The sequence below is a fragment of the Nostoc sp. 'Peltigera membranacea cyanobiont' 232 genome (assembly GCF_002245985.1).
Lineage (GTDB): Bacteria > Cyanobacteriota > Cyanobacteriia > Cyanobacteriales > Nostocaceae > Nostoc.
Window position 1 is genome coordinate 1 of the sequence record NZ_NOLK01000035.1, and the last position, 20775, is coordinate 20775.

Annotated in this window: 17 protein-coding genes; 10 read left to right on the forward strand and 7 right to left on the reverse strand. The window is 41.3% G+C overall.

Annotation, left to right across the window (positions count from 1 at the left end):
* Positions 1-150: 150 nt before the first annotated feature.
* The gene (locus CDG79_RS14135; protein WP_094342681.1) at positions 151-1200 is read right to left on the reverse strand and encodes an LLM class flavin-dependent oxidoreductase; all 1050 of its coding nucleotides are present in this window, start codon (positions 1198-1200) and stop codon (positions 151-153) included.
* Positions 1201-1769: 569 nt separating this feature from the next.
* Here CDG79_RS14135 and sfnG point away from each other — a divergent pair.
* From sfnG to CDG79_RS14150, 3 genes are all read left to right on the forward strand, one after another.
* Positions 1770-2867, forward strand: a complete 1098-nt coding sequence (gene sfnG, locus CDG79_RS14140) for a dimethylsulfone monooxygenase SfnG (protein WP_094342682.1) — start codon at positions 1770-1772, stop codon at positions 2865-2867.
* A gap of 106 nt (positions 2868-2973) precedes the next feature.
* Entirely contained in the window at positions 2974-4182 is a 1209-nt protein-coding gene (locus CDG79_RS14145) for an SfnB family sulfur acquisition oxidoreductase (protein ID WP_094342683.1), read from the forward strand.
* Positions 4183-4323: 141 nt separating this feature from the next.
* Positions 4324-5376, forward strand: coding sequence for a hypothetical protein (locus tag CDG79_RS14150; RefSeq protein WP_094342684.1), 1053 nt, complete (start codon positions 4324-4326; stop codon positions 5374-5376).
* Between the two features lie 213 nt (positions 5377-5589).
* Here CDG79_RS14150 and CDG79_RS14155 read toward each other — a convergent pair whose 3' ends face one another.
* Entirely contained in the window at positions 5590-7215 is a 1626-nt protein-coding gene (locus CDG79_RS14155; protein ID WP_094342685.1) for an iron uptake porin, read from the reverse strand.
* Positions 7216-7965: 750 nt separating this feature from the next.
* On the opposite strand from CDG79_RS14155, the gene CDG79_RS14160 reads away from it, so the two are divergent.
* The 3 genes from CDG79_RS14160 to CDG79_RS14170 all read left to right on the forward strand — a co-directional run bounded on the left by CDG79_RS14160 (position 7966) and on the right by CDG79_RS14170 (position 11329).
* Complete coding sequence (locus CDG79_RS14160) at positions 7966-9150, forward strand: acyl-CoA dehydrogenase family protein (RefSeq protein ID WP_094342686.1); 1185 nt, start codon at positions 7966-7968, stop codon at positions 9148-9150.
* 550 nt (positions 9151-9700) lie between these two features.
* Positions 9701-10741 carry a cobalamin biosynthesis protein CobW gene (gene cobW / locus CDG79_RS14165; protein ID WP_094342687.1) on the forward strand — a complete coding sequence of 347 codons (1041 nt, stop codon included), beginning with the start codon at positions 9701-9703 and terminating at the stop codon, positions 10739-10741.
* 117 nt (positions 10742-10858) lie between these two features.
* On the forward strand, positions 10859-11329 hold the full coding sequence (locus tag CDG79_RS14170) for an ABA4-like family protein (RefSeq protein ID WP_094331477.1): 471 nt from the start codon (positions 10859-10861) through the stop codon (positions 11327-11329).
* Between the two features lie 271 nt (positions 11330-11600).
* Here CDG79_RS14170 and CDG79_RS14175 read toward each other — a convergent pair whose 3' ends face one another.
* Entirely contained in the window at positions 11601-12377 is a 777-nt protein-coding gene (locus CDG79_RS14175) for an ABC transporter permease (RefSeq protein WP_094342688.1), read from the reverse strand.
* A 328-nt stretch (positions 12378-12705) separates the two neighbouring features.
* On the opposite strand from CDG79_RS14175, the gene CDG79_RS14180 reads away from it, so the two are divergent.
* Positions 12706-13854, forward strand: a complete 1149-nt coding sequence (locus tag CDG79_RS14180; RefSeq protein ID WP_094342689.1) for a DegT/DnrJ/EryC1/StrS family aminotransferase — start codon at positions 12706-12708, stop codon at positions 13852-13854.
* Between the two features lie 92 nt (positions 13855-13946).
* Here CDG79_RS14180 and CDG79_RS14185 read toward each other — a convergent pair whose 3' ends face one another.
* Positions 13947-14690, reverse strand: coding sequence for a DUF561 domain-containing protein (locus CDG79_RS14185; protein ID WP_094342690.1), 744 nt, complete (start codon positions 14688-14690; stop codon positions 13947-13949).
* A 448-nt stretch (positions 14691-15138) separates the two neighbouring features.
* On the opposite strand from CDG79_RS14185, the gene CDG79_RS14190 reads away from it, so the two are divergent.
* On the forward strand, positions 15139-15543 hold the full coding sequence (locus tag CDG79_RS14190) for a hypothetical protein (protein WP_094342691.1): 405 nt from the start codon (positions 15139-15141) through the stop codon (positions 15541-15543).
* Between the two features lie 111 nt (positions 15544-15654).
* Here the strand turns inward: CDG79_RS14190 and CDG79_RS14195 are convergent, their stop codons facing one another.
* The gene (locus tag CDG79_RS14195) at positions 15655-16197 is read right to left on the reverse strand and encodes a Uma2 family endonuclease (protein WP_094342692.1); all 543 of its coding nucleotides are present in this window, start codon (positions 16195-16197) and stop codon (positions 15655-15657) included.
* A 158-nt stretch (positions 16198-16355) separates the two neighbouring features.
* The gene (locus tag CDG79_RS14200; RefSeq protein WP_094342693.1) at positions 16356-18734 is read right to left on the reverse strand and encodes a tetratricopeptide repeat protein; all 2379 of its coding nucleotides are present in this window, start codon (positions 18732-18734) and stop codon (positions 16356-16358) included.
* 369 nt (positions 18735-19103) lie between these two features.
* Between CDG79_RS14200 and CDG79_RS14205 the strand changes: the two genes are divergently transcribed.
* Together CDG79_RS14205 and CDG79_RS14210 are read left to right on the forward strand one after the other, a co-directional pair.
* Positions 19104-19376 carry a hypothetical protein gene (locus CDG79_RS14205; protein ID WP_143855479.1) on the forward strand — a complete coding sequence of 91 codons (273 nt, stop codon included), beginning with the start codon at positions 19104-19106 and terminating at the stop codon, positions 19374-19376.
* A 112-nt stretch (positions 19377-19488) separates the two neighbouring features.
* Positions 19489-19716: a hypothetical protein gene (locus tag CDG79_RS14210; protein ID WP_094342695.1), complete on the forward strand. Its 228-nt coding sequence runs from the start codon at positions 19489-19491 to the stop codon at positions 19714-19716.
* A 104-nt stretch (positions 19717-19820) separates the two neighbouring features.
* Here CDG79_RS14210 and CDG79_RS14215 read toward each other — a convergent pair whose 3' ends face one another.
* Positions 19821-20753, reverse strand: coding sequence for a hypothetical protein (locus CDG79_RS14215; protein ID WP_223278145.1), 933 nt, complete (start codon positions 20751-20753; stop codon positions 19821-19823).
* Between the last annotated feature and the right edge of the window lie 22 nt (positions 20754-20775).

A 20775-nucleotide genomic window follows, 5' to 3' on the forward strand; every position in this document is an offset into this window, starting at 1 on the left:
AAAAGCAGAATGAAGTAATTCTTCAAAAGCAGCACGACCTTCAAAAGCAGAATGAAGCGATCCTTCAAAAGCAGCATGACCTTCAAATCCGTGAGTAATTTACGATCGTTACCCTCTGGGGATTCATGCTAAGTAACGCGAAATATTTAATTACAACGCAATTAAGCTATTCTGCTGTGCATATTCGGAAATAACTAGTTTGTGGAAGCGAATAGTGTCTTCCAACATAGATTCAAATTTGAGTACTATTAAGTCAACGCCAACGGCTTCGTATTCTTTCAGGCGTTGAATAATAGTATAGCGATCGCCAACGAGTTGAGCAGATAAACCGAGGTTGGCTTCGATGGTTTGACTGATATCTAGTTTGTTGTGGGCAACGACGTTAGGATCGATTTGCTCTTGAAAGTACTTAATTTGCTGTTCATCGGCAGAACGATAAATCGCTTCTAATCTGGCTTCAGCTTGGGCTGTGTGTTCCCGAACGATCGCAAAGGCACTCATGGCTACTTTAATCTGGCGTTGGTAGCGATCGCTAGCTAATCTTTTCACTTTCTGCACCAATGCTGCCGTTTTTTCAGGTTCATCAGCATTGATAAATAGATAATCTCCCTGACGAGCCGCTAAGTCAATCGCCCGATCTGATTCGCCAGCGATGAAAATAGGTGGTGTTGGTGTCGGCTTATCTGTGAGAATACCACCCGTAATATTGTAGTATTTGCCAACATAATTAAAGTCTTCAACTGTCCACAGTCCCTTAATTACATCAATGTACTCTTCTAATCGCGCGTAGCGATCGCTATGGGGTAGCCAGATATCTCCATAGCTTTCTACTTCTAATTTCCACCAACCTGCAATACCACTCAGAGCAAATCTGCCATTACTAAGTTGATTTTGAATGTTTGCACTCAGCTTGGCAACGACCGCAGGTAATTTAAAACCAGGTTGTACAGCTGCAACAATCTTGATATTCTTGGTGTTCAAACTTGCTAAAGCTGCTGTAATCCAAGCATCAGCGACATTATAGTTAGGCCCATGAACTGCATTTAAGTAATGTTCAGGAATGTAATAAAAGTCATAACCTAACTCGTCTGCCTGAACTGCCAGCTTGACCAAATCTTGAGTAGATAAATTAGCCTCATGGTTGACAACTCGCAACCATCCACCACAGACAGGCGACCAAATTCCAAACTGAAGTGCCATAAATCTTCTTCCTGTGCCTTTTTTTACGAGACATTCGCATAACTACGATACCCATATCTTTTTACCGTAGTTCAGTAGTTCACACTACCACATTTATTTCTGCTATGTACAGTTGCTTATCACGATCTGGAATAGTATCGAAACTTAGTTGAGTCCTGATTTCTGGTTGCTCTGACTGAATCAGGTTGATAACCAGCAAATATCAAACTCAGTGAAATTGGGCAGTATTCCATTTTGGAATATGGAAATGGAATTTAAGTATATTGAGTCACGACATCAGAAAAATTCTCGTGATAAAGTCTGATTCATCAAAAACTACGGTAGTTCAGTCGGCTTATGGTATATTACGACCATAAGAATCTGAAATTGTCTAATTGTAAACTCAGAGTAGTTTCTAGCCGCTCTCAAGCTTTCAATTTTGCCCTATCATTCTCGCTTGGATGCAATATACTTTGACCTCTGTCCAAACCTCTCTCCTTTCAGGAGAGAGGCTTTAAATCTTACTACCCTTCCCTACTTCCTCCTGCCTTCTCTTATAACCAAGCAGTTTCAATTACAAGCGCACAATTATGGTAGATATTAAGTTCGCATACTGGATTCCCAACGTTAGCGGCGGGTTAGTTGTTAGTAAAATTCCCCAACGCACAGATTGGACTTATGAATATAATGCTCAACTAGCTCAGACGGCTGAAGAAGTTGGGTTTGAATATGCTCTAGCACAAGCCAGATTTATCGCCAGCTATGGCGCTGAGTACCAGTTAGAGGCATTAACAACCGTATCAGCCTTGGCTCCAGTCACCAAGAAATTAAAGCTAATTGCAGCAGTTCACCCTGGATTGTGGCATCCGGGAGTAGTTGCTAAAATCGGTGCTAGCATTGATTTTCTTTCTAACGGACGGTTCGCTCTGAATGTAGTTAGCGGCTGGTTCAAAGATGAATTCACTATATATGGTGAACATTGGTTAGATCACGATGAGCGCTATCGTCGTTCAGAAGAATTTATCCGCGTTCTCAAAGGTTTGTGGACTGAGGATGAGTTTCACTTTAAGGGCGACTTTTACCGGATTAACGGCGGTTGGGTGAAGCCTAAACCAGTTAATCAAAATCCACACCCGGAGATATTTCAAGGTGGTAACTCGAAAGCAGCGCGGCGCATGGCTGGCCGCGTCTCTGATTGGTATTTCATGAATGGCAACACCATAGAAGGGGTGCGAGAGCAGATTGAAGAAGTGTCTGCATTAGCTCGTGATGAAGGACGCACAATTAAGTTTGGATTGAATTCCTTTATCATCGTGCGAGATACGGAAGCAGAAGCCCATGAAGTATTGCGCGATATTATTGCCCAAGCCGATGTAGAGGCGGTGAAAGGATTTGGTGAAGCAGTGAAACAGGCAGGAGCTTCGACTCGCGAACGTCAGGGAATGTGGGCGAATTCCAATTTTGAAGACTTGGTGCAGTATAACGATGGCTTCCGTTCCGGCTTGATTGGTACTGCTGAACAAGTAGCAGAAAAGATTCGCCAGTTCCATGAAGTGGGAGTTGATTTAATTCTTGGCGGCTTCTTACACTACACAGATGATTTACCTGCATTTGGTAAGACAGTAATTCCGATTGTGCGCGAACTTGAAGCTAATCGTCGGACAGCTGATGAGTTGGTTGGGGTGTAGATTAACCGGAACATAATTTGTCGGATTGGGCATCAGGGTTGTGGTCATAAATTGATTCGCCCAAACTCAAAATCATATAAAAGGCTAGAAATTAAGGAGTTTTACCATGACATCAGTAATTAATACTGAACAGAAGGCGCATATTATTCGGGATGATAAAGAAGCGATCGCGATCGCTCACGAACTAGCAGCGGAGTTTGCCAAGGGAGACTCAGAACGCGACCAAAATCGGCGTTTACCTGCTGAGGAAGTGCAAAAGTTCTCCCAGAGTGGATTGTGGGGAATTACAGTCCCGAAAGAGTATGGCGGTGCTTTTGTATCGAGTGCCACCTTGGCAGAAGTAATTAAAATTATCTCCGAAGCCGATTCTAGCCTCGGTCAAATTCCCCAAAACCACCTCTATATGGTGGAAGCAGTTCGCTTGGATGGCACTGACGATCAGAAGAAGTTCTTCTTTGATTTGGCTCTACAAGGCAAGCGCTTCGGTAACGCCTTCTCTGAAATTGGCACTAAGTCTGTCAACGATGTCCAAACAAAATTAACACCAGATGGATCTGACTTCGTACTCAACGGACGCAAATACTACTCTGCTGGGGCACTATTGGCACATTGGGTTCCTGTCATTGCCAGTAATCCAGATGGTAAGACAGTGGTGGCATTTGTAGAGCGAGATGCTGAAGGACTAACCCTACTTGATGATTGGACAAGCTTCGGACAGCGTACCACTGCTAGCGGCACTACCATTATTGAAAATGTGAAAGTTAAGGCAGAACACGTCATACCGCACTACTTGGCTTTTGAGCGGGCTACACCAATGGGTGCGATCGCGCAAATCATCCAAGCCGCCGTAGACGTAGGGATTGCTAAAGCCGCAGTCCGTGATACCATCCACTTTGTCCGCAAGCATACCCGCCCTTGGGTTGACAGCAATTTAGAAAAAGGCTACGAAGATCCTCTGACGCTCTATAACTTAGGCAATGTCCAAATCCAAGTTCACGCTTCTGAAGCATTGCTGCGTCGTGCAGGCGAATTTCTCGACATCGCCAACGAGTCAGGTTTAGAAGAACCCAAGGTAGTTGAAGCATCGATCGCAGTTGCTGAAGCTAAAGCACTAGCAACCGAAGCTGCATTACTAGCTACTAACAAGTTGTTTGAACTAGCAGGTACAAAGTCCACATTAGAAGAATTCAACTACAATCGCCACTGGCGAAATGCCCGCGCTCACACACTCCACGATCCCGTGCGTTGGAAATACTACGCTGTTGGTAACTACTTCCTCAATGGTGTCTATCCTCCGCGCCATCCTTGGCTGTAATTGCTGCATTCTCTACTGGGGTCAATCAATTTAGGATTAGAGAATCTTTTCAATCTTAGGATTTACGCAAAAGTACACGCAGTAGGGGCAATTCATGAATTGCCCCTACCTGATGAATCCAACATTATTTAAGTTGATACTATGAGTGTTGCAAACCCAACTCAGAGGCGGAGCATTTGGAAAAATCAGCCATTTAAGGGGCTGCTTTTTATTGCTGTAATTGCTGTAATTAGCTATATTTTTGAACTCATTTTTGGTCAAATTCTTCAGCTAAATGTGGGAACAAAATTGACTTACATCACAATATGCTTCGTCTGGTGGTGGCATCTCGGTTTTTCCCTCAACGGCTATCCAGGTTCTCGCTTTTCCTCTACCCGATTTGGACGAGGAACAGTGAATTTAGTAATCCTGTTGGCGCTAGTTTACATAACTGGAGAAGCCTGGAAATTTATCTTTGCAAAAGCAACTTTTGTTGATACACCTATTGGCTTATGGGGACAAACAGCAATCATCACAGCAGCCGCCAGTTTGTTCTTCTTTGACAACACAATTGTCACCACCGAGGAAGTACGTAACTGGCATCCAGTGAGCGGTTTTCTCAATATATTTTTTGCCATCTTCTTTATTGCTCCTGCACTTACCTTTTTGCCAGCAATGTGGGGACTGCAACCTTTTTATATCCCTTGGTACTGGTATCCTTGTTCCACAGTGTTTGGTAGTTTTTTTGAACGTTGGCCTTTAAACAAATTGGAACTACCGCAGCCACGTTTAGGGTTACTCCATGCAGGTGTTGTTTTATTACTGACTCTGATTACAGAATTATTCCTCAAACAGCTAGGAATGGATTTGTTTAAAACAACAACAGGCCCAACCTTTGCAGCAATTTGGACAACAGTTGGTTTAGGCTTTGTTTGGCAATTCAATATGTGGCCTTTTACAGATTTACCACAGCCGACAAAAGGTATAGTTGCATCTGTTGCTAGTTTAATAATTTCGGTCTTGTTTTATCTGGTGACAGTATCTCTGGTAGGTCAAGAAAATATTATCCAAGGGCTTTACTGGTGGTTTAATATCCTTTGGGTTCAAGTATTCTTAATGGCTCCGGGATTATACGATGGAATTAGCCTTTGGCAGGATGTACCGCCACTAATTGAAGAACAGCAACCCCTCAGCTTGAATCGTGAAGGACGGTAGAATAATTCGTAATTCGTAATTCGTAATTCGTAATTCGTAGTTAAATTACGAATTAGTAATTGTTGTTATCTCTGCTTCCTCAAAAATAGTGAAATCAGTGCGTAAATATGCAACACCGGAGAGTTTTTTAGCCTTTATATCTGCATTGCAGATATAAAGGCTAAAAAACTCGCCGACTTTCGATGAATTATTCTTTACACCTCTGCTGATTATCTAAAAGGTGAAAGTTGTTCTTACAGTGCCAATTACAGCATCCTGATTATCATTGTTTTGAGCAGGAGCCGTAATCCAAATTACGCCAGGAGTGATGGCAATGTTATCTGTAAGCTGATACTTGTAAAAGCCTTCAATATGTAAAGATAAATCATTTGCAGGTGCTGGATTCCCACCCCGATAAGGTTCTGCACCCACAAGAATACCACCAAGGTTACCTTGTTTACCTAAATCTGGGAATGCCAATCCCAGAGCATAGTACCAAATATCTGCACTACCACTACCTGCCAGATTCTTGGCGTTTGTGTAGCCAAAGAAGCCATTGACTGCAAATCGAGGACTAAATTTATAGAAAGCTTCGACTCCGTAAGAGTTGGTAATCATTCGGTCAAATGGAGTATTGGCTTGTTGTGTTCCGACAAGTGTAAAACCACTACCCAGGTCAAATATTGCTCCCCTATTTTGGTAGGCATTTACATAAGTCAAACCAATGCCAGAGTTCTTGTTTGGGTTCCATGCTATTTGTCCAAATGCGCTATATTGACCATTAAAAAAACCACTGTCTGGCTGAGGACTGGCATGATCTCCTGCTAAGTAACCCAAGCTCAATATCAATTGGTCGCTGAGTCGATAATTGAATCCCCCACCAGCACCACCACCAATGCGGTAGATAGGACTAGAGGAAGCAAATTCTGTCAAAGCGCGACCGCCGCCTGTAGCACTATCGAGATAGGGACTCAGAGTCGGAACAAAATCAAAATATACTCCGTTTACTGCTCCTATATAAGCATCTATTTTGCTACCTACTGGGAAATAGTAAGAGAGCCAATCTACAGCTACTTGGTTGTTACTAGGAGCAAGATTGAAGGTTTGTAAACCTTCGGCTGAACCACCAGGAAGCTGCAAAGTAGTAGTGTTTCCAGCAGTTAAACGAGTATTTAGAGTATCTCTACCTGTAAAACTAGTTTTGAAAACGAGGCGAACTCTATCTTGAAAAACTGTGTTATCACCATTAACTGAGCCTTGGAAGGCATTTGTAATTACAAAAATGGCTTCCGCAGAAAGCTTTGTAGTTGTTGAAAACTGATTGGCTTCTAGTTCCGCAGTGCGAGATTCTAAATTATCAACACGACCCCGTAGAGTTGCTAGTTCAGCAGTAAATTCTTCTTGTAGCCTTTGTACAGTAGTTAAGTCTTCTTTGCTAACTAAGTCAGATGTAGCTGTTGCAATTAGCTCGTTAATCCGAGATAAACAAGCATTTAAGCCTGCTGCAAATTCATAGCGAGTTATGGCGCGGTTTCCCCGATAAGTACTATTTGGATATCCCGCAATACATCCATAACGCTCAACTAAAGACTGGAGTGCTTGAAAAGCCCAATCACCTGGTTGCACATCTGAAAACTGAGATACAGATGTTACCTGAGACATCTTGTTTGTCTGTGGAATAGTTACATCACTATCGATTGCAGGAATTTTAGGCGTTTGTGCGATCGCAGTTGGTATATTTGCTTGAGTCCCAGTGGTCACTAAATTCCTATCTTCAGCATAAGCTGATGTGCCAGCTAGCAAAGTAGCCCCCACAATCATCGATTCGATGAATAAATTATGAAATGAACGATTGAACATTTCTATCACTCCTCACATTTTTGGTTTGAAAAATTTAGTGCAAGTCATCAGATATTTAAATGACTTGACAAGCTAGAAGATTATGGCTATCCCTGAAAAATGTTGACTTAATCTAACACTCAAAAATTTGCACTAATCTCGTTATACTTCCAGAGATTCACTGATATATCTGGCATTCTAATCCGCATATTTCAGTGGAGAAAAGACTTGTTTGCACAGAAATATAATCCCTATATAAGCTGGCCTATTTACTAAGGAAATATATATCTGTAAAAAATATTTAAACTTTAGGTATTGTAGGGTGTGTTAGAACGAAGTTCGTAACGCACCATTATCAAGGGTTTGGTGCCATACTCTCCGCGATAATACCCTACCAATCTTTTCAGAAATCAAACCGGATTCCTATATTTTTGCAACCTAGTTATTATCTACTGTTTGAATATCCAGTTAAAGTAGATTAGCAGATTCAATTTATTAATATTGCATATATTACCTGAAAAAACAAGTGTATTAAAATAATATTTTCAATTTGTTTTTTCTTTTTGACTCTCAACCAAATATTTTTTGGTATTGCATTAAGAGCTTATAGATTTATTAAAATTAATTTAATTTAAACTTGCATTTTTATCTATAATATGCAATTATATTTCTATTAGTACGGTAGTTTTATCAAAACACTGTAGATTAAAAATTTTCCAGCAAAATTTATAGTTGCTCCTCACAGAAGGTTAGCAGGAGAAGTTGCAAGATATGCAATTAATAGAAACGAAAGAGTCTCAAAATTATCTTGATATAGCTAAGTCTTTAGCAAAGGAATTTGCCCAAACTGCTGTAGAGCGGGATGCCCAAGGGGGAACACCAAAGCATGAACGCGATCGCTTGCGTCAAAGCAACTTATTGAAACTAATTATACCCACAGAGTACGGGGGGTTAGGGCAAAGCTGGATTACCGTTCTGCAAATTACCCGCGAGTTTGCCAAGGTTGATAGTTCCATTGCTCACGTCTTTTCTTATCATCATTTAGGTGTAGTTATTCCTCATATCTTTGGTTCGGCAGAACAAAAACAGCGATATTATTCAGAAACTATTCAAAACAAATGGTTTTGGTGCAATGCTCTCAACCCTTTAGATAAAAGAACTACTCTGACACCGGAAAATGATTATTTCCGTCTGAACGGGATTAAAAGCTTTTGCTCTGGCTCTCAAGACTCGGATATATTACCGATTTCTGCCACTAATCAAGAAACTGGGGAATTAAGTATTTTGGCAATTCCCACCCAACGGCAAGGCGTTATAGTTCATCATGATTGGAACAATATGGGGCAACGCCAAACAGACAGTGGTAGTGTGACTTTTGAAAATGTATTGGTATATCCTGAAGAAATTCTTGGTAGTAGAGACAAATCCGGTAAACCCTTTAGCACTATTCGCGCCTGTTTAACTCAATTAAATCTTGCTAATATCTATCTGGGAATTGCACAGGGAGCATTTGAAGCTGCTAAAACATATACTTCCACTAATACCAAACCTTGGCTGACATCAGGTGTAGAGAGTGCAACCCAAGATCCTTACATCCTTCAGCACTATGGCAAAATTTGGGTCGATCTGCAAGCAGCCGTGTATCTCACTGAGCAGGCGGGAGAATTACTGCAAGCAGCTTGGGAGCGAGAATGGTCACTTACCGCCGAACAACGGGGAGAATGTGCGCTTTTGGTTGCTACGGCTAAAGTTTTCGCCACTAAAGTTGGTTTAGACATTACCAACCGGATCTTTGAAGTTATGGGCGCACGCGCTACTAGTGCCAAATATGGCTTTGATCGTTATTGGCGTAATCTCCGCACATTTACTCTGCACGATCCAGTAGATTACAAAATCCAAGATATAGGAAAGTGGGCATTAAATGATGAACTGCCAAAACCCAACTTTTATTCTTAGAGTGTTCCAAAAAATAAATGATCCAAAACCCGTCGTTGCGAGCGAAGCGAAGCAATCGCAGCCCTTGGGATTGCTTCGCTTCGCTCGCAACGACAATTGGGCATTTTCTTTCTTGGAGTACTCTTAGTAGTCTGTCAAGCTAGTAATGAAAAGTTTGTAGTAAGCACTTTAGTGCTTAGAAAATAAGGACTGAAGTCCTTACCCTTCGGGTTCGTTAGTCGCTCATGGGGGAAACCCCCAAGACTGCGCTAACTTACTACGAACTTTTTTACCCATCAATTTAATAGTCTTGACAGACTAATAGCTATAGCGATTCTTTCACTAAGCCAAACGGTATTACGCAAAACTACACGCGGTAGAGGCAATTCATGAATTGCCCCTACCAGAAACTCAAGGTTTGGGCTATTTTTTGCGTAAGTCCTGGATATTTTCAGGCTAACCATAGACTTTCAGCTTAAAATAACTAAGTCAATCTTCAAACCAAGCTTAATCTCAGTATTTAAGTTTGTAACCCGTAAAACTTCTCATACTGGGTAAATCAGGCAAAAATATGGCTACGAAAATTCCTGTCACAGTGATTACAGGCTTCTTAGGTAGTGGAAAAACCAGCCTAATTCGCCACCTGCTACAAAACAACCAAGGCCGCCGCATTGCCGTTTTAGTTAATGAATTTGGCGAACTCGGTATTGATGGCGAATTGTTAAAATCTTGTCAAATTTGCCCAGAAGATGGTGAGGGCGACACTAATATCTTTGAATTAACCAACGGCTGCTTATGCTGCACCGTGCAGGAAGAATTTTACCCGATGATGCAAGAGTTAATCAAGCGGCGAGATAGCATCGACTGCATTTTGATTGAAACCTCTGGTTTAGCTTTACCAAAACCACTGGTGAAGGCTTTTCGCTGGCAAGAAATTCGCAACGCCGCCACTGTGGATGCGGTAATTACGGTAGTAGATTGTGCGGCGGTTGCAGCAGGGACATTTGCTAGCGATCCAGATGCGATCGCAGCCCAGCGACAAGCTGATGATAATCTAGAACACGAAACACCCTTGCAAGAACTGTTTGAAGACCAACTTGCTTGTGCAGACTTGGTGGTGTTGAATAAAATTGACTTGGTGGATGCCGAAACAAAAGCCAGAGTTGAGGAATTGATTAAGCAAGAGTTACCCAGAGTGGTGAAGATTGTCGAGAGCGATCGTTCTCAACTAGACGCATCTATATTATTAGGATTTCAAGCCGCAGTTGAAGACAATTTAGATAGCCGTCCCAGTCATCACGATACCGAAGAAGACCACAATCACGACGAAGAAATTATCTCAACTAATCTAGTTTTGGATCGGACTTTTGATCCAGAAAAGCTGCAACAGCAGTTAGAGAAATTAGCACAAGAACAAGAAATTTACCGAATTAAAGGCTTTGTGGCAGTGCCAAATAAATCCATGCGTTTGGTAATGCAAGGCGTAGGAACCCGATTTGATAAATTTTACGATCGCCCCTGGAAACCCGAAGAGGCGCGGCAAACCCGCTTAGTTTTCATCGGACGTGATTTGAAGTCTTCAGAAATTGAATCACAACTTGTAGCTTTGTAAGTATACCCAGATCCCCAACTGATTAGAGAAGTCGGGGATCTATATCCTGATAGTTACAAGTTATGAATAATTAGTTAATTCAAAACAATAACTTAAAATTCTTCACTTTACCACAATATGACGATCTCTCAACTTTTTAACGTCGCCAATCTTTTTGTGTTACCTTTTTGGGCGTTGATGATTTTATTGCCAAATTGGAAAGTTACACGGCAGATAATGTCATCATATTTACCCTTTGTGCTGTTAGCTGGGGCATATTTGTATTTATTTATCAACAGCATTACGCCAGAAAATGCCCAAGCTTTAGCGAATCCTCAATTAGCTGATATTGCCCGATTTTTCGGAGATGAGACGGCTGCTGCGACAGGTTGGATTCATTTTTTAGTAATGGATTTATTCGTCGGGCGCTGGATTTATTGGGAAGGGCAAAAAACAGGTGTTTGGACAATTCACTCTCTTGCACTGTGTTTGTTTGCTGGCCCTATGGGATTACTTTCTCACATCTTGACTGACTGGATTGTTAAGACATTTTTCCCAAAATCTCAGCATAATGAAACAGTGACGGGAGAAGAAAAAGCTGCCTCATAATCTGGCACGTAGCCATACATTAATTATTTTGCCATCCCCCCACCTCCCTTAAAAAGCTTGTCAACGAAGAGGCAGGGGCAGGGGGAAAGAGGTTTTCCGATTTTTGCATAGAGATGGCAATCATAACTCATTAAGGGCTTTCCAAGAAATAAATTATTCATTTGTGGGATGGGCAAGATGCCCATCCCACAAGAAAATTTGGGATATTTTTTTTATTTGGAAGTCATTAACCGGACATGTATGAGATGTTCTTGGATGTAGATTAACCGCTTCACCTGACTAACTGCGCGGCGGAATTGAAAAATTGACGACACAATCCTTTCGTGACTAAAACTGTTGTCAACAAGTTAGCGAAAGCCACCATGAACATAATTAAAATTTCGTAAGATACTGCATCGAGAGGTTTTACGCCAGCTAGTAACTGTCCGGTGGTAATGCCTGGTATTGCCACCATCCCGATAAGTATCATTTGATTCAGAGTCGGAATCAATCCGGCTCTGATAGCGTCTTTGCGGTACTGGCTAACTGCTTGCTGGGGCGTTGCACCTAAACTCAAGTGGGTTTCTATTTCGAGATGGCTGGAATTAATGGTGCTGACAAGACGTTCGCCTGCTAACGCAGCTGCATTGGTAGCGTTACCTAAGACTATCCCTGCTAGGGGAATTATATACTGTGGTTCGTACCATCTTTCTGGTTGAATAATCAAGAAGTTGATGTAAAACACCGTCAGGGCAGTACTAATTAAAATTGAACCCCACACCAAAGGCAATAGATGAGGAATTTTTTGGCTGATGCGATTTCGTGCGACAATCGCCGTAATTGTCAGCATTATTGCTAATAGCGCCAAAACTGCCCAAGCATTGTCTAAAGCCAAGATGAAATCTAAAATGTATCCCAATACAAGAAGTTGTAAGATAGTTCTCCCAGTAGCAAGCGCTAGGTTCAACTCTAATCCTAATTTTTCCCAGGCAGATAAACCAATGGCGATCGCCATCAATCCCACAGCAATAGCTAAATCCACGAAATTCAGCTCGATCAGATCCTGCATGGGTTCTCTATCTCCTAGTATTTTCTTTTCAAAGCAGCCCACACACCTGGAACTTTGATCCGATGTGTTGGATCTTGGTTGATATATATCACTTTCATCAATTCAAATTTCAAAAATGGTACAACCTTAACATGACAAACTCCTAGTATGTCTACTATCTGTAAATTAAATGTGCGGCAGTCTAGCTCGCCAAAATTTAAGTAAAAACCCTAATAGATGCGTATCTTGGGCGATAGTCTTTTAGTTGCTTCTTTTTGATTAATAATTCAATCAGCAAAAATTGACTCTCGAAGTGCATCCTTTGTATCTTCCGATAAAATGAGAACTCATGATCCAAAGTGTAAATCCCATCCCTGCCTTTGATATTAAGCAGCAATACACCACCATCGAAGCAGAAGTAAGTGCAGCCGTCTTAGAAGTTCTGGCTTCTGGGCGCTATATCGGCGGCCCTCTAGTAGAAGGCTTTGAGCAACAGTTTGCTGCTTATAATACTGTTACTGAATGTGTGGCTTGTAATTCTGGTACTGATGCGCTCTACTTAGCGTTACGAGTCTTGGAAATCGGTGCAGGCGATGAAGTGATTACAACGCCTTTCACCTTTATTGCTACCTCTGAAGTAATTAGCGCCGTCGGTGCAAAGCCTGTTTTCGTTGATATTGATGCTACTACGTTTAATTTGGATGTGGAGCAAGTAGCGGCGGCGATTACACCTAAAACTAAAGCGATTATCCCGGTTCACCTATTTGGACAACCCGTGGATATGACATCATTAATGGCGATCGCTCAATCTCACAATTTATCAATAATTGAAGATTGCGCTCAGTCTACAGGCGCAAGGTGGGCTGATACAAAAGTAGGAAGTATTGGACATATTGGTTGCTTTAGTTTCTACCCTACCAAAAATCTTGGTGGTTGCGGTGATGGCGGAGCAATAACGACTAAAGATCCTGCGATCGCTACTAAACTGCGAATCCTCCGAGATCATGGTAGTAAAGTTCGATATTTACACGAGAAAATCGGTGTAAATAGCCGCTTGGATGCTCTCCAAGCAGCTATCTTGCAGATTAAGCTGCGTTATTTAGATATTTGGAACGATCGCCGCCGAGATATCACCAATTATTACTATCAGTTCCTGAGCCAAATTCCGGGAATCGTCCCGCCTCAAGAATTACCTGGGGGTATTGGGGTATGGAATCAATACACTATTCGCATTTCAGGCGAAGGGCGAAATGGTTCTACCGCCAAATATCGAGATTGGGTACGTAGTCAATTACAAGAACAGGGTGTGAGTTCAATGATTTACTACCCCCACCCTTTACATTTGCAGCCAGTTTATCAAAATCTAGGTTATCAAATTGGGGACTTACCAATAGCAGAGCAAGCTTGCCATGAAGTCATAGCTTTGCCCATGTTCCCAGAATTGACACAACACCAGCAAGACCAAGTGATTTATGCGTTGAAAGAAGTTATGAGTTAGAAGTAGAGACGCGATTAATCGCGTCTCTACAGTTAGGAGTTTTGAATGAATAAGTTTCTTCAACTCATCACTCATCCCTCCCAACTCCTAACTTATTTCACTACTACATTCGCAGCTGCCAAGGCTTCTACCAAGCCACGCACAGCCGCAATCATTGCTATTTCACTATTAAGTTGGTTGATGGCGGAACCAACACCAACACCAGCCGCACCAGCTGCGATCGCTAATGGTGCAGTAACGTTAGAAATGCCGGAAGCACACAATACTGGTACTGACACCACACGGGATATTTCAAAAGCTGCTGCCAAGGTGGGAGCAGCTTTTTCAATTAATCCTAAAGTTCCAGGATGAACTGGGTTACTGCTAGTACCGCCTTCGGTTTGGATAATATCTGCTCCAGCTTTCACCAGTTCTTCGGCTAACTGTACCTGTTGATCTAGTTCCAAAATGTGGGGAACGGTGACAGATAAGGTGATTTCTGGGAGAAGGGCGCGGGTTTGCTTAGTCAGCGCTAGCACTTCTGGAGCCTCAAAGCGGCGACCTTGAGCATAAAAGGAATCGAAATTCCCGATTTCAATTAAATCAGCACCAGCTGCCACAGCTTGCACAAATTTTTCTGGTTCTACTGCTGAAACACAAATTGGTAATTTTGTAAAACTTTTAGCTAATTGTACCAAAGCGCGATCGGCGGCAATATCAACAAAAGTAGCACCGCCAAATTCAGCAGCTTTGACAGTAGCAGCAACGCTAGCAGCGTCGAAGTTATTCAAGCCGCTAATTACTTTCAGAACGCGGCGGTTAGTAAATGCACGTTGGAGTGTAGAATGCATCGTCATGGTTAGGCTTTTGAAGCTATGAAGATTATAAATTAGGTATATTCTACCGTCACTCAGTTGATGAGGAACTAAATCGCGATCGCAGTTGCCAAATTTTGATAGTTTTATGCTTTTTCTCGGATTAGCGATCGCTATCTTGTAAAAATTTTTACTGAACGCCGTCATTTACCATCCCTCTATAGCCCGGATTTCTCACCACATCTCAATAATTAAATAAGTAATGAGTAATGAGTAATGAGTAATGAATCTTACTTATTACTTATTACTTGTTACTTATTACTTCGCCCGTGAGGTTCGCTAGTGGGAGAGTTCAATCTGCCAAGTTCAATCCCTTCTCTCATGCGTGAGAAATGCGGGTATAGGGTGTTGAGTAACCGTCCTTTGTAATAAAATATAATCATCTCATTGTCCCATCACTTTTGCTTATATTCACTGACCCCCATATAATATGCCAGAACAAAACGATGTTGATGATATTAGAAAGAAGCTTGGAATTGTATCTGGTAGGGATTTCCTTGCCCAAGGAGAAGCCAATCAAAAAGAACGTCTTCAAAATGGAGTTACTATTAACAGCTTGAAGGTTTTCTTTCAAAAAAGTGATCTAACTATCCAGTTCAGAGGAACTAAGCTAGTTTCCTATGAAGTTTATTTGGAGAGATGTTGCAATAGTGATGAATTATTAGATTGGGTATTTCAGTTAAAAGGTAAAAGCTGGGAACTAGGTTTGATATACGCCTTTCTTGAAATTCTGAATGATGCTTGTCAGGATGTTTTTGGATCTCCGGCACGAACATTGTATCAACCTGGCAATCATCTAGATTGGAGAAATGGAACCTGGCATCAAAGCAGTTGAGAAGATGATAAAGGAGTATGATGAGTGAAAAACGTTTTAGAAAATGTAAATAGCGTAAAACTGTCTTTAGTTGTACGTTATACACATTGTAAACGACATAAATACGCTATCCTAGTCAAACTCTAAAGGCCACAAATCTGCAATTGGTACTTCCCATCCTGGTAGCAAATCGGGAACTGTTAAAATATCGCCATCACGAAGTATTATTGCTTCTTGTCCAAGGTTGTAAACTTCAACAATCCGCTCATCTGGATTGAGCAAAATTCCTACCTTAGTTCCCAAACTCAGAAATTCTTGAATCTTGGCTCTCAGATCCTCTAAATTATCACTAGGGGACTTCACCTCTACAGTCAAATCGGGAGCCAACTGAGCAAAAGATTTGGGACTGCGACGCAAGCGTTCGGCTAAAACAAATGACGCATCGGGTGCGCGTAAATCTGAATTTGGCAATCTGAAACCAGCGCTAGAAGCTGCTGTTCGTCCCAGTTTGCGCGGTCTAACCCAGTTACGTAACTGGGCTACCATTTCAGCTGCGACTTCATCCGATTCATATCCTGATGGACTCATGACAATAATATTACCCTTAACTAGTTCCATGCGATAGTCAGGGTGCTGTTGCTGCATTTTTTCAAAGTCTTCAAGCGTTAGGGACATAAAAACCTCTAATTATCACACGGCTTGTATATATATTATGGAGACAACAGACCTCTTGAGGAGCGATCGCCCATAAATTCCCCAGTCATTGCCAAATCTATCACTCCAAAGACTTCCTATATTCTGCTGTATTAAGCAGTAAAGTCGAATATTATTGCCTATTTTTCAAAACATTCCATTGCTGTTTGAACCTTCTCAACTTGCCTGGGTGCTTGCATTTCGTTAAACAGTGCGTATGCGTAGCCCGTCGCAGACATCGCTTGCACAAAATTTTCCCTACTTTGATCGATTTCACCCATTTTTTTATGAGTCAATGCTAACTGATAATAAGCCTCAGCCAAGTCTGATTTAGCACCAATTTTATCAAGAATTTCTATTGCTTCGGAATGATGAAAAATTGCTCTTGCAAATTCTCCCTGTTCTCGAAAAAGTTCAGCCAGACAACTTATAGCTTTAGCCTTAATTTGGGTAAAGTTATTTTCTTCAGAATGAAATATAGCTCGTTGGCACAACTCAAAGGATTTTTTCAGATCGCCTAAATTTTTATAAGTTAAGCAGAGAGTTACTAAACTGTGTCCTATTCCCCACAAAGTCACTCTACTTGATGATGACATGGCAGAAAAAGCGACTTCAGCAAGATAAAAGGCATCTTCTCTGCTACCAGAGCGTGATTTTATCAAAGCTAGACAGCATTGAGCATAAGTCATGTAATCATCAAGATTACTATTTTGTTCAGCAAGGATACAAACAGAACTGAAACAATCTTCGGCTGCTTCTATTTCCCATAATTCAAGTTTGCAAAGCCCTGTATTGAACACAATAGATATTTTTGTTTGCTTGACATCTAATGTGCCTAAGACTTTTCCTGATTTATCGTAGCATTCTATCGCTTCTCTAATACACCCGATTATTCGATATGTATAGCCAAGTATGTTGTAAAGTTTAATTAGTCTTTCTGGCGATTTTATATCATCTATTATCCGTTTAATTACAGAGAAGTTTTTCTGGAGCAGCCCCAGTTGATAAAACGAGCAACCTAAAGGCAAACCTATACTCCACTGCTTACCTCGTCCTTGTAAAATTACATCACCAGCTTCTTCAAAATCGCTAATTTCTACATAGTGATAATAAGCTTCTAAAGCAGTCAAAGCATCTGTGAGATTTTTTATAGCTGCAACTCTTCGCGTCCAAAATTCTGCGGCTTTTCGGTTGACTAATTCCCATTCTTCACTGACTAACCTTAACCTACTAATTGCTTCATCACGAATTACTGGATGCAGCCAGTATTGTCCTTTTTTCGCTTCTATTAAAGACAAATCTTGTAGAGCTTTAATGACACCTCGACGTTTTTTCTCTGGTACATCCCAAAGCAAACATAAAACTCCCTCAATAGGTAGTGAAGGAATATCTTGATAACGATAGCATCCTAAACGACACAGGAGGCGATAGGCTTCTAAGTCAATTTCTTGGAGACGGGTAAATTGACTAGCGACTAAATCTTTTAATTCTCTTTCTATTAATAAATCTGTAGAGTTTTCCTGCCAATAAGAATGGATGTCACCAGAAAAATCTGTCAATATTGCTCCTCGGAGAATTTGCATTGCTTTGGCGTTACCTCCATAAGCTCTGCACATTTCACTAAGAATAGTACAATCACAATTGATGTGGCAACTGCTGAAAAATTCTCGCCATGCTTCATCATCTAAACCTTCGAGTGGGTAGAGATAAACCTCTACACTAGACTCTCGCAAACGCTCACGACTTGTTAATAAAGTAACTGAATGCACATCCGGATCTGCTAATACTCTCAATAACTCAACATAAGGCCGACGATATTCTAGGAACTTGCCATTTTTATCGAGAGCAGTTTCTAGATTATCGATAAATACCCCGATTTTATAAGTTTGTTCTCGGAGTTTACGCCGTAGTCGTTCTAAGCTGATACCAAAGTCTCCACCTGGTTCTTCGTTAAAGTCTCGTCGCAGCCATTCTTCAACCACACTCTCCACAGGAGTAAGGTTTTGGATTTCTGTGGCCATCCACAGTTCTAGGACAAAATTAAATTTTTGACTTTTAAAATATTTGCGTGCTAATCTTGTTTTGCCAACACCACCTTCCCCCTGGATGAGGATAACTTTTTCTCCCCGACTGACTAAGGTGTGGAGTTCGGCTATTTGGCGATCGCGTCCTACAAAGTTAGAATCTAAGTCTTGGGGTTTAGCGCCATTAGTCTCTAGATTTGGAATCTGCGAAACTTTTTGCGCCTGTTGGGTTGTTCTAAACCCCTGAACCGCGCCTTGAAAGGTAGATTTTGAGACTTTCGCTCCTAGCACTTTGGAGAGTAAATGCCAAAGTTCTGCACCAACTGCTTTTAAATGCGCTTCTGTATAACCACGGCTGTTGGCGATATGCTGGTAAGTCCGCTTCTCATCCTCCCACAAATTACGCAAGATAATCCTTTGAGTTTTATCTAGGTGTTCTCCCGTCTGGAGAAAAACCAAGTTATCTACAAACTCTAAGGCCTCTTCTACACCCATTTGCTAACTTGATGTATCATTTGTAATTCATTATAACCATAAGTTTACTACTTCTTCCTACCCGCCATACTACAAAATACTTTTTCCTACTTGGTAGGAAACTTACTTTATCCGACTGCAAAGCAGTCTGGACTGTATTATCGTTGTAATTACTACAGGCGAAGTTAAGTTAAGCGCCAACAAAAGGTGGTTGAGGAGAGATTTTACGAGCGCTACTACTGCAAGCTTAGTAAATCACGGATGTTATTATCTCATATTAATTACTCATGAAAGTGGTGTCTACTAAACAGGCAGTGGGTATTAACTAACTAGATTCTGTAGAGCATATTTGCAACTAAGTATGTAAGTCTTTATCCTACAGGAGGTTCAATGATGTTAGACAGAGATTGTCATCATGATTGCAATCAAAATCAGTGCCCCTTTGCCCAAGATACACGTAATCCCAATAGATATGTTTGCCTCAAATGTGGTATTGAGCGAGAAATAAATAAGTATTCCTCTGGTTTCGGCTCGTTTTTGCTGCTGTTGTTGGGCTTGTTTATTTCGTTCCAACTATTAGCTAATTATCAAAAGCAAAACAATCCACAAAGGCAACAACAGTCTTTGAATAATTCGCCCTATCAGGGAAATACCTACGTGTAAAACTAATCTTCCGACTGGGGATGATTTCCCAGAGCTTCATTTTTTCAATGGGAAATGGGAAATCAAAAAAATATTCACTGCTAAAAATTCTGCTACTTTCGTGAGTCAAATTATGGACACCAATCAGGATACGCTTCTATTTCGCTTTGTTTCTAAATCCTTGAAGTACTTTTTGTTAGTGCTATTTGGCATTGCGATCGCTTACGTTCTATCCAGTGGTTTAGGTATCTTACAAGTTATACCCATACTGCTGTACCTTTTACAACAGTTTTTACTCCCACTAGGAATTATCCTTTTGTGTTTAATTACAATAGCAGTAATTATTGAATCCCTGCGTTAATAAGAATAGAGGAAGTAGGGAGTCGATCAATTTTTGATTTTAGATTTGGGATTTTTCCTTCAATCCAAAATTCAAAATCTAAAATTAAATCACTCCTAACTCCTTCACTTCCCGTAGTAAACTCTGGCATTCCGATATCCTATATTTCGCAGATATTTATTCCATTCCTCAGCTTGGAATCGATCGGAGAAAGGCCCGACTGCTACGTGTGGGCCTCGTGGTTGCGTCCTTTCGAGGACTGCGCCAGATCGTCCTAAATCTTGACTAAATCGGGCTAGATTCTGCCTAATTTGTGCTGCGATCGCAGATAACTGTTCTTGAGTGGTGGGAATGGCGACATAATATCTAGAGACTTGCTTGGGAGGATTTATATTATTGCGATCGCCTACAAAGCTTCTATTCCCTGCCTCTATTTCCTGTCCGTTAGCAAAGCTGATAATCCGGGCGCTATATATCCCTCGTGACTGTAACTCACTCACCCGTTGTTGGGCGTTAGATACTCTGTTAAAAACACCTGACTGAATTACATTCCTTCCTTGGTACTGGCGAATGTAAGCACTTGGTTCAATCTGACGGATTGCTTGTAGCGTCTGGAAATCACTACCATCTACGTAAACTAAGTAGCGCTCAAAATTCTGATTATATTGACTAAACTGTGTAGGTTGGGGGGGCTGAAAGTTCTGCTCAACTGGATTGTTTTGTAATGGTTGGGGGGGCTGAAAATTCTGTTCAACTGGATTATTTTGTAATGGTTGGGGAAGCTGAAAGTTCTGCTCAACTTGATTGTCTCCCACTGGTTGTAACTGCGGTGATGGCTGTTGACCAAAGGGAATTATTGGCGGTGGCGGTAAAGCTTCACCTGCTTGAGCCAATAGGACGTTGTTGTGGATTTGTGCTTGTGCTGGGGTAGAGTCGGGAATCAGCACTAACCATCCTCCCACTAGCAGAGGGAGAAGTTTGATAGTGGGCTTCCAACCCTCAGAACTTCGGCGCAGTATATGAAATGGGGTAAATTTACTTGGTATTCCTCTCGACATAGTACTTAGAAAGTAGTCAAAG

What these genes read in the sequence shown, in the direction of transcription:
- CDG79_RS14215 (WP_223278145.1), bottom strand. Translation starts at nt 20,753, where the DNA reads ATGTCGAGAGGAATACCAAGTAAATTTACCCCATTTCATATACTGCGC.
- cobW (WP_094342687.1), top strand. Translation starts at nt 9,701, where the DNA reads ATGGCTACGAAAATTCCTGTCACAGTGATTACAGGCTTCTTAGGTAGT.
- CDG79_RS14170 (WP_094331477.1), top strand. Translation starts at nt 10,859, where the DNA reads ATGACGATCTCTCAACTTTTTAACGTCGCCAATCTTTTTGTGTTACCT.
- CDG79_RS14150 (WP_094342684.1), top strand. Translation starts at nt 4,324, where the DNA reads ATGAGTGTTGCAAACCCAACTCAGAGGCGGAGCATTTGGAAAAATCAG.
- CDG79_RS14205 (WP_143855479.1), top strand. Translation starts at nt 19,104, where the DNA reads ATGATGTTAGACAGAGATTGTCATCATGATTGCAATCAAAATCAGTGC.
- CDG79_RS14185 (WP_094342690.1), bottom strand. Translation starts at nt 14,690, where the DNA reads ATGACGATGCATTCTACACTCCAACGTGCATTTACTAACCGCCGCGTT.
- CDG79_RS14210 (WP_094342695.1), top strand. Translation starts at nt 19,489, where the DNA reads ATGGACACCAATCAGGATACGCTTCTATTTCGCTTTGTTTCTAAATCC.
- CDG79_RS14155 (WP_094342685.1), bottom strand. Translation starts at nt 7,215, where the DNA reads ATGTTCAATCGTTCATTTCATAATTTATTCATCGAATCGATGATTGTG.
- CDG79_RS14145 (WP_094342683.1), top strand. Translation starts at nt 2,974, where the DNA reads ATGACATCAGTAATTAATACTGAACAGAAGGCGCATATTATTCGGGAT.
- CDG79_RS14135 (WP_094342681.1), bottom strand. Translation starts at nt 1,200, where the DNA reads ATGGCACTTCAGTTTGGAATTTGGTCGCCTGTCTGTGGTGGATGGTTG.
- CDG79_RS14195 (WP_094342692.1), bottom strand. Translation starts at nt 16,197, where the DNA reads ATGTCCCTAACGCTTGAAGACTTTGAAAAAATGCAGCAACAGCACCCT.
- CDG79_RS14180 (WP_094342689.1), top strand. Translation starts at nt 12,706, where the DNA reads ATGATCCAAAGTGTAAATCCCATCCCTGCCTTTGATATTAAGCAGCAA.
- sfnG (WP_094342682.1), top strand. Translation starts at nt 1,770, where the DNA reads ATGGTAGATATTAAGTTCGCATACTGGATTCCCAACGTTAGCGGCGGG.
- CDG79_RS14160 (WP_094342686.1), top strand. Translation starts at nt 7,966, where the DNA reads ATGCAATTAATAGAAACGAAAGAGTCTCAAAATTATCTTGATATAGCT.
- CDG79_RS14190 (WP_094342691.1), top strand. Translation starts at nt 15,139, where the DNA reads ATGCCAGAACAAAACGATGTTGATGATATTAGAAAGAAGCTTGGAATT.
- CDG79_RS14200 (WP_094342693.1), bottom strand. Translation starts at nt 18,734, where the DNA reads ATGGGTGTAGAAGAGGCCTTAGAGTTTGTAGATAACTTGGTTTTTCTC.
- CDG79_RS14175 (WP_094342688.1), bottom strand. Translation starts at nt 12,377, where the DNA reads ATGCAGGATCTGATCGAGCTGAATTTCGTGGATTTAGCTATTGCTGTG.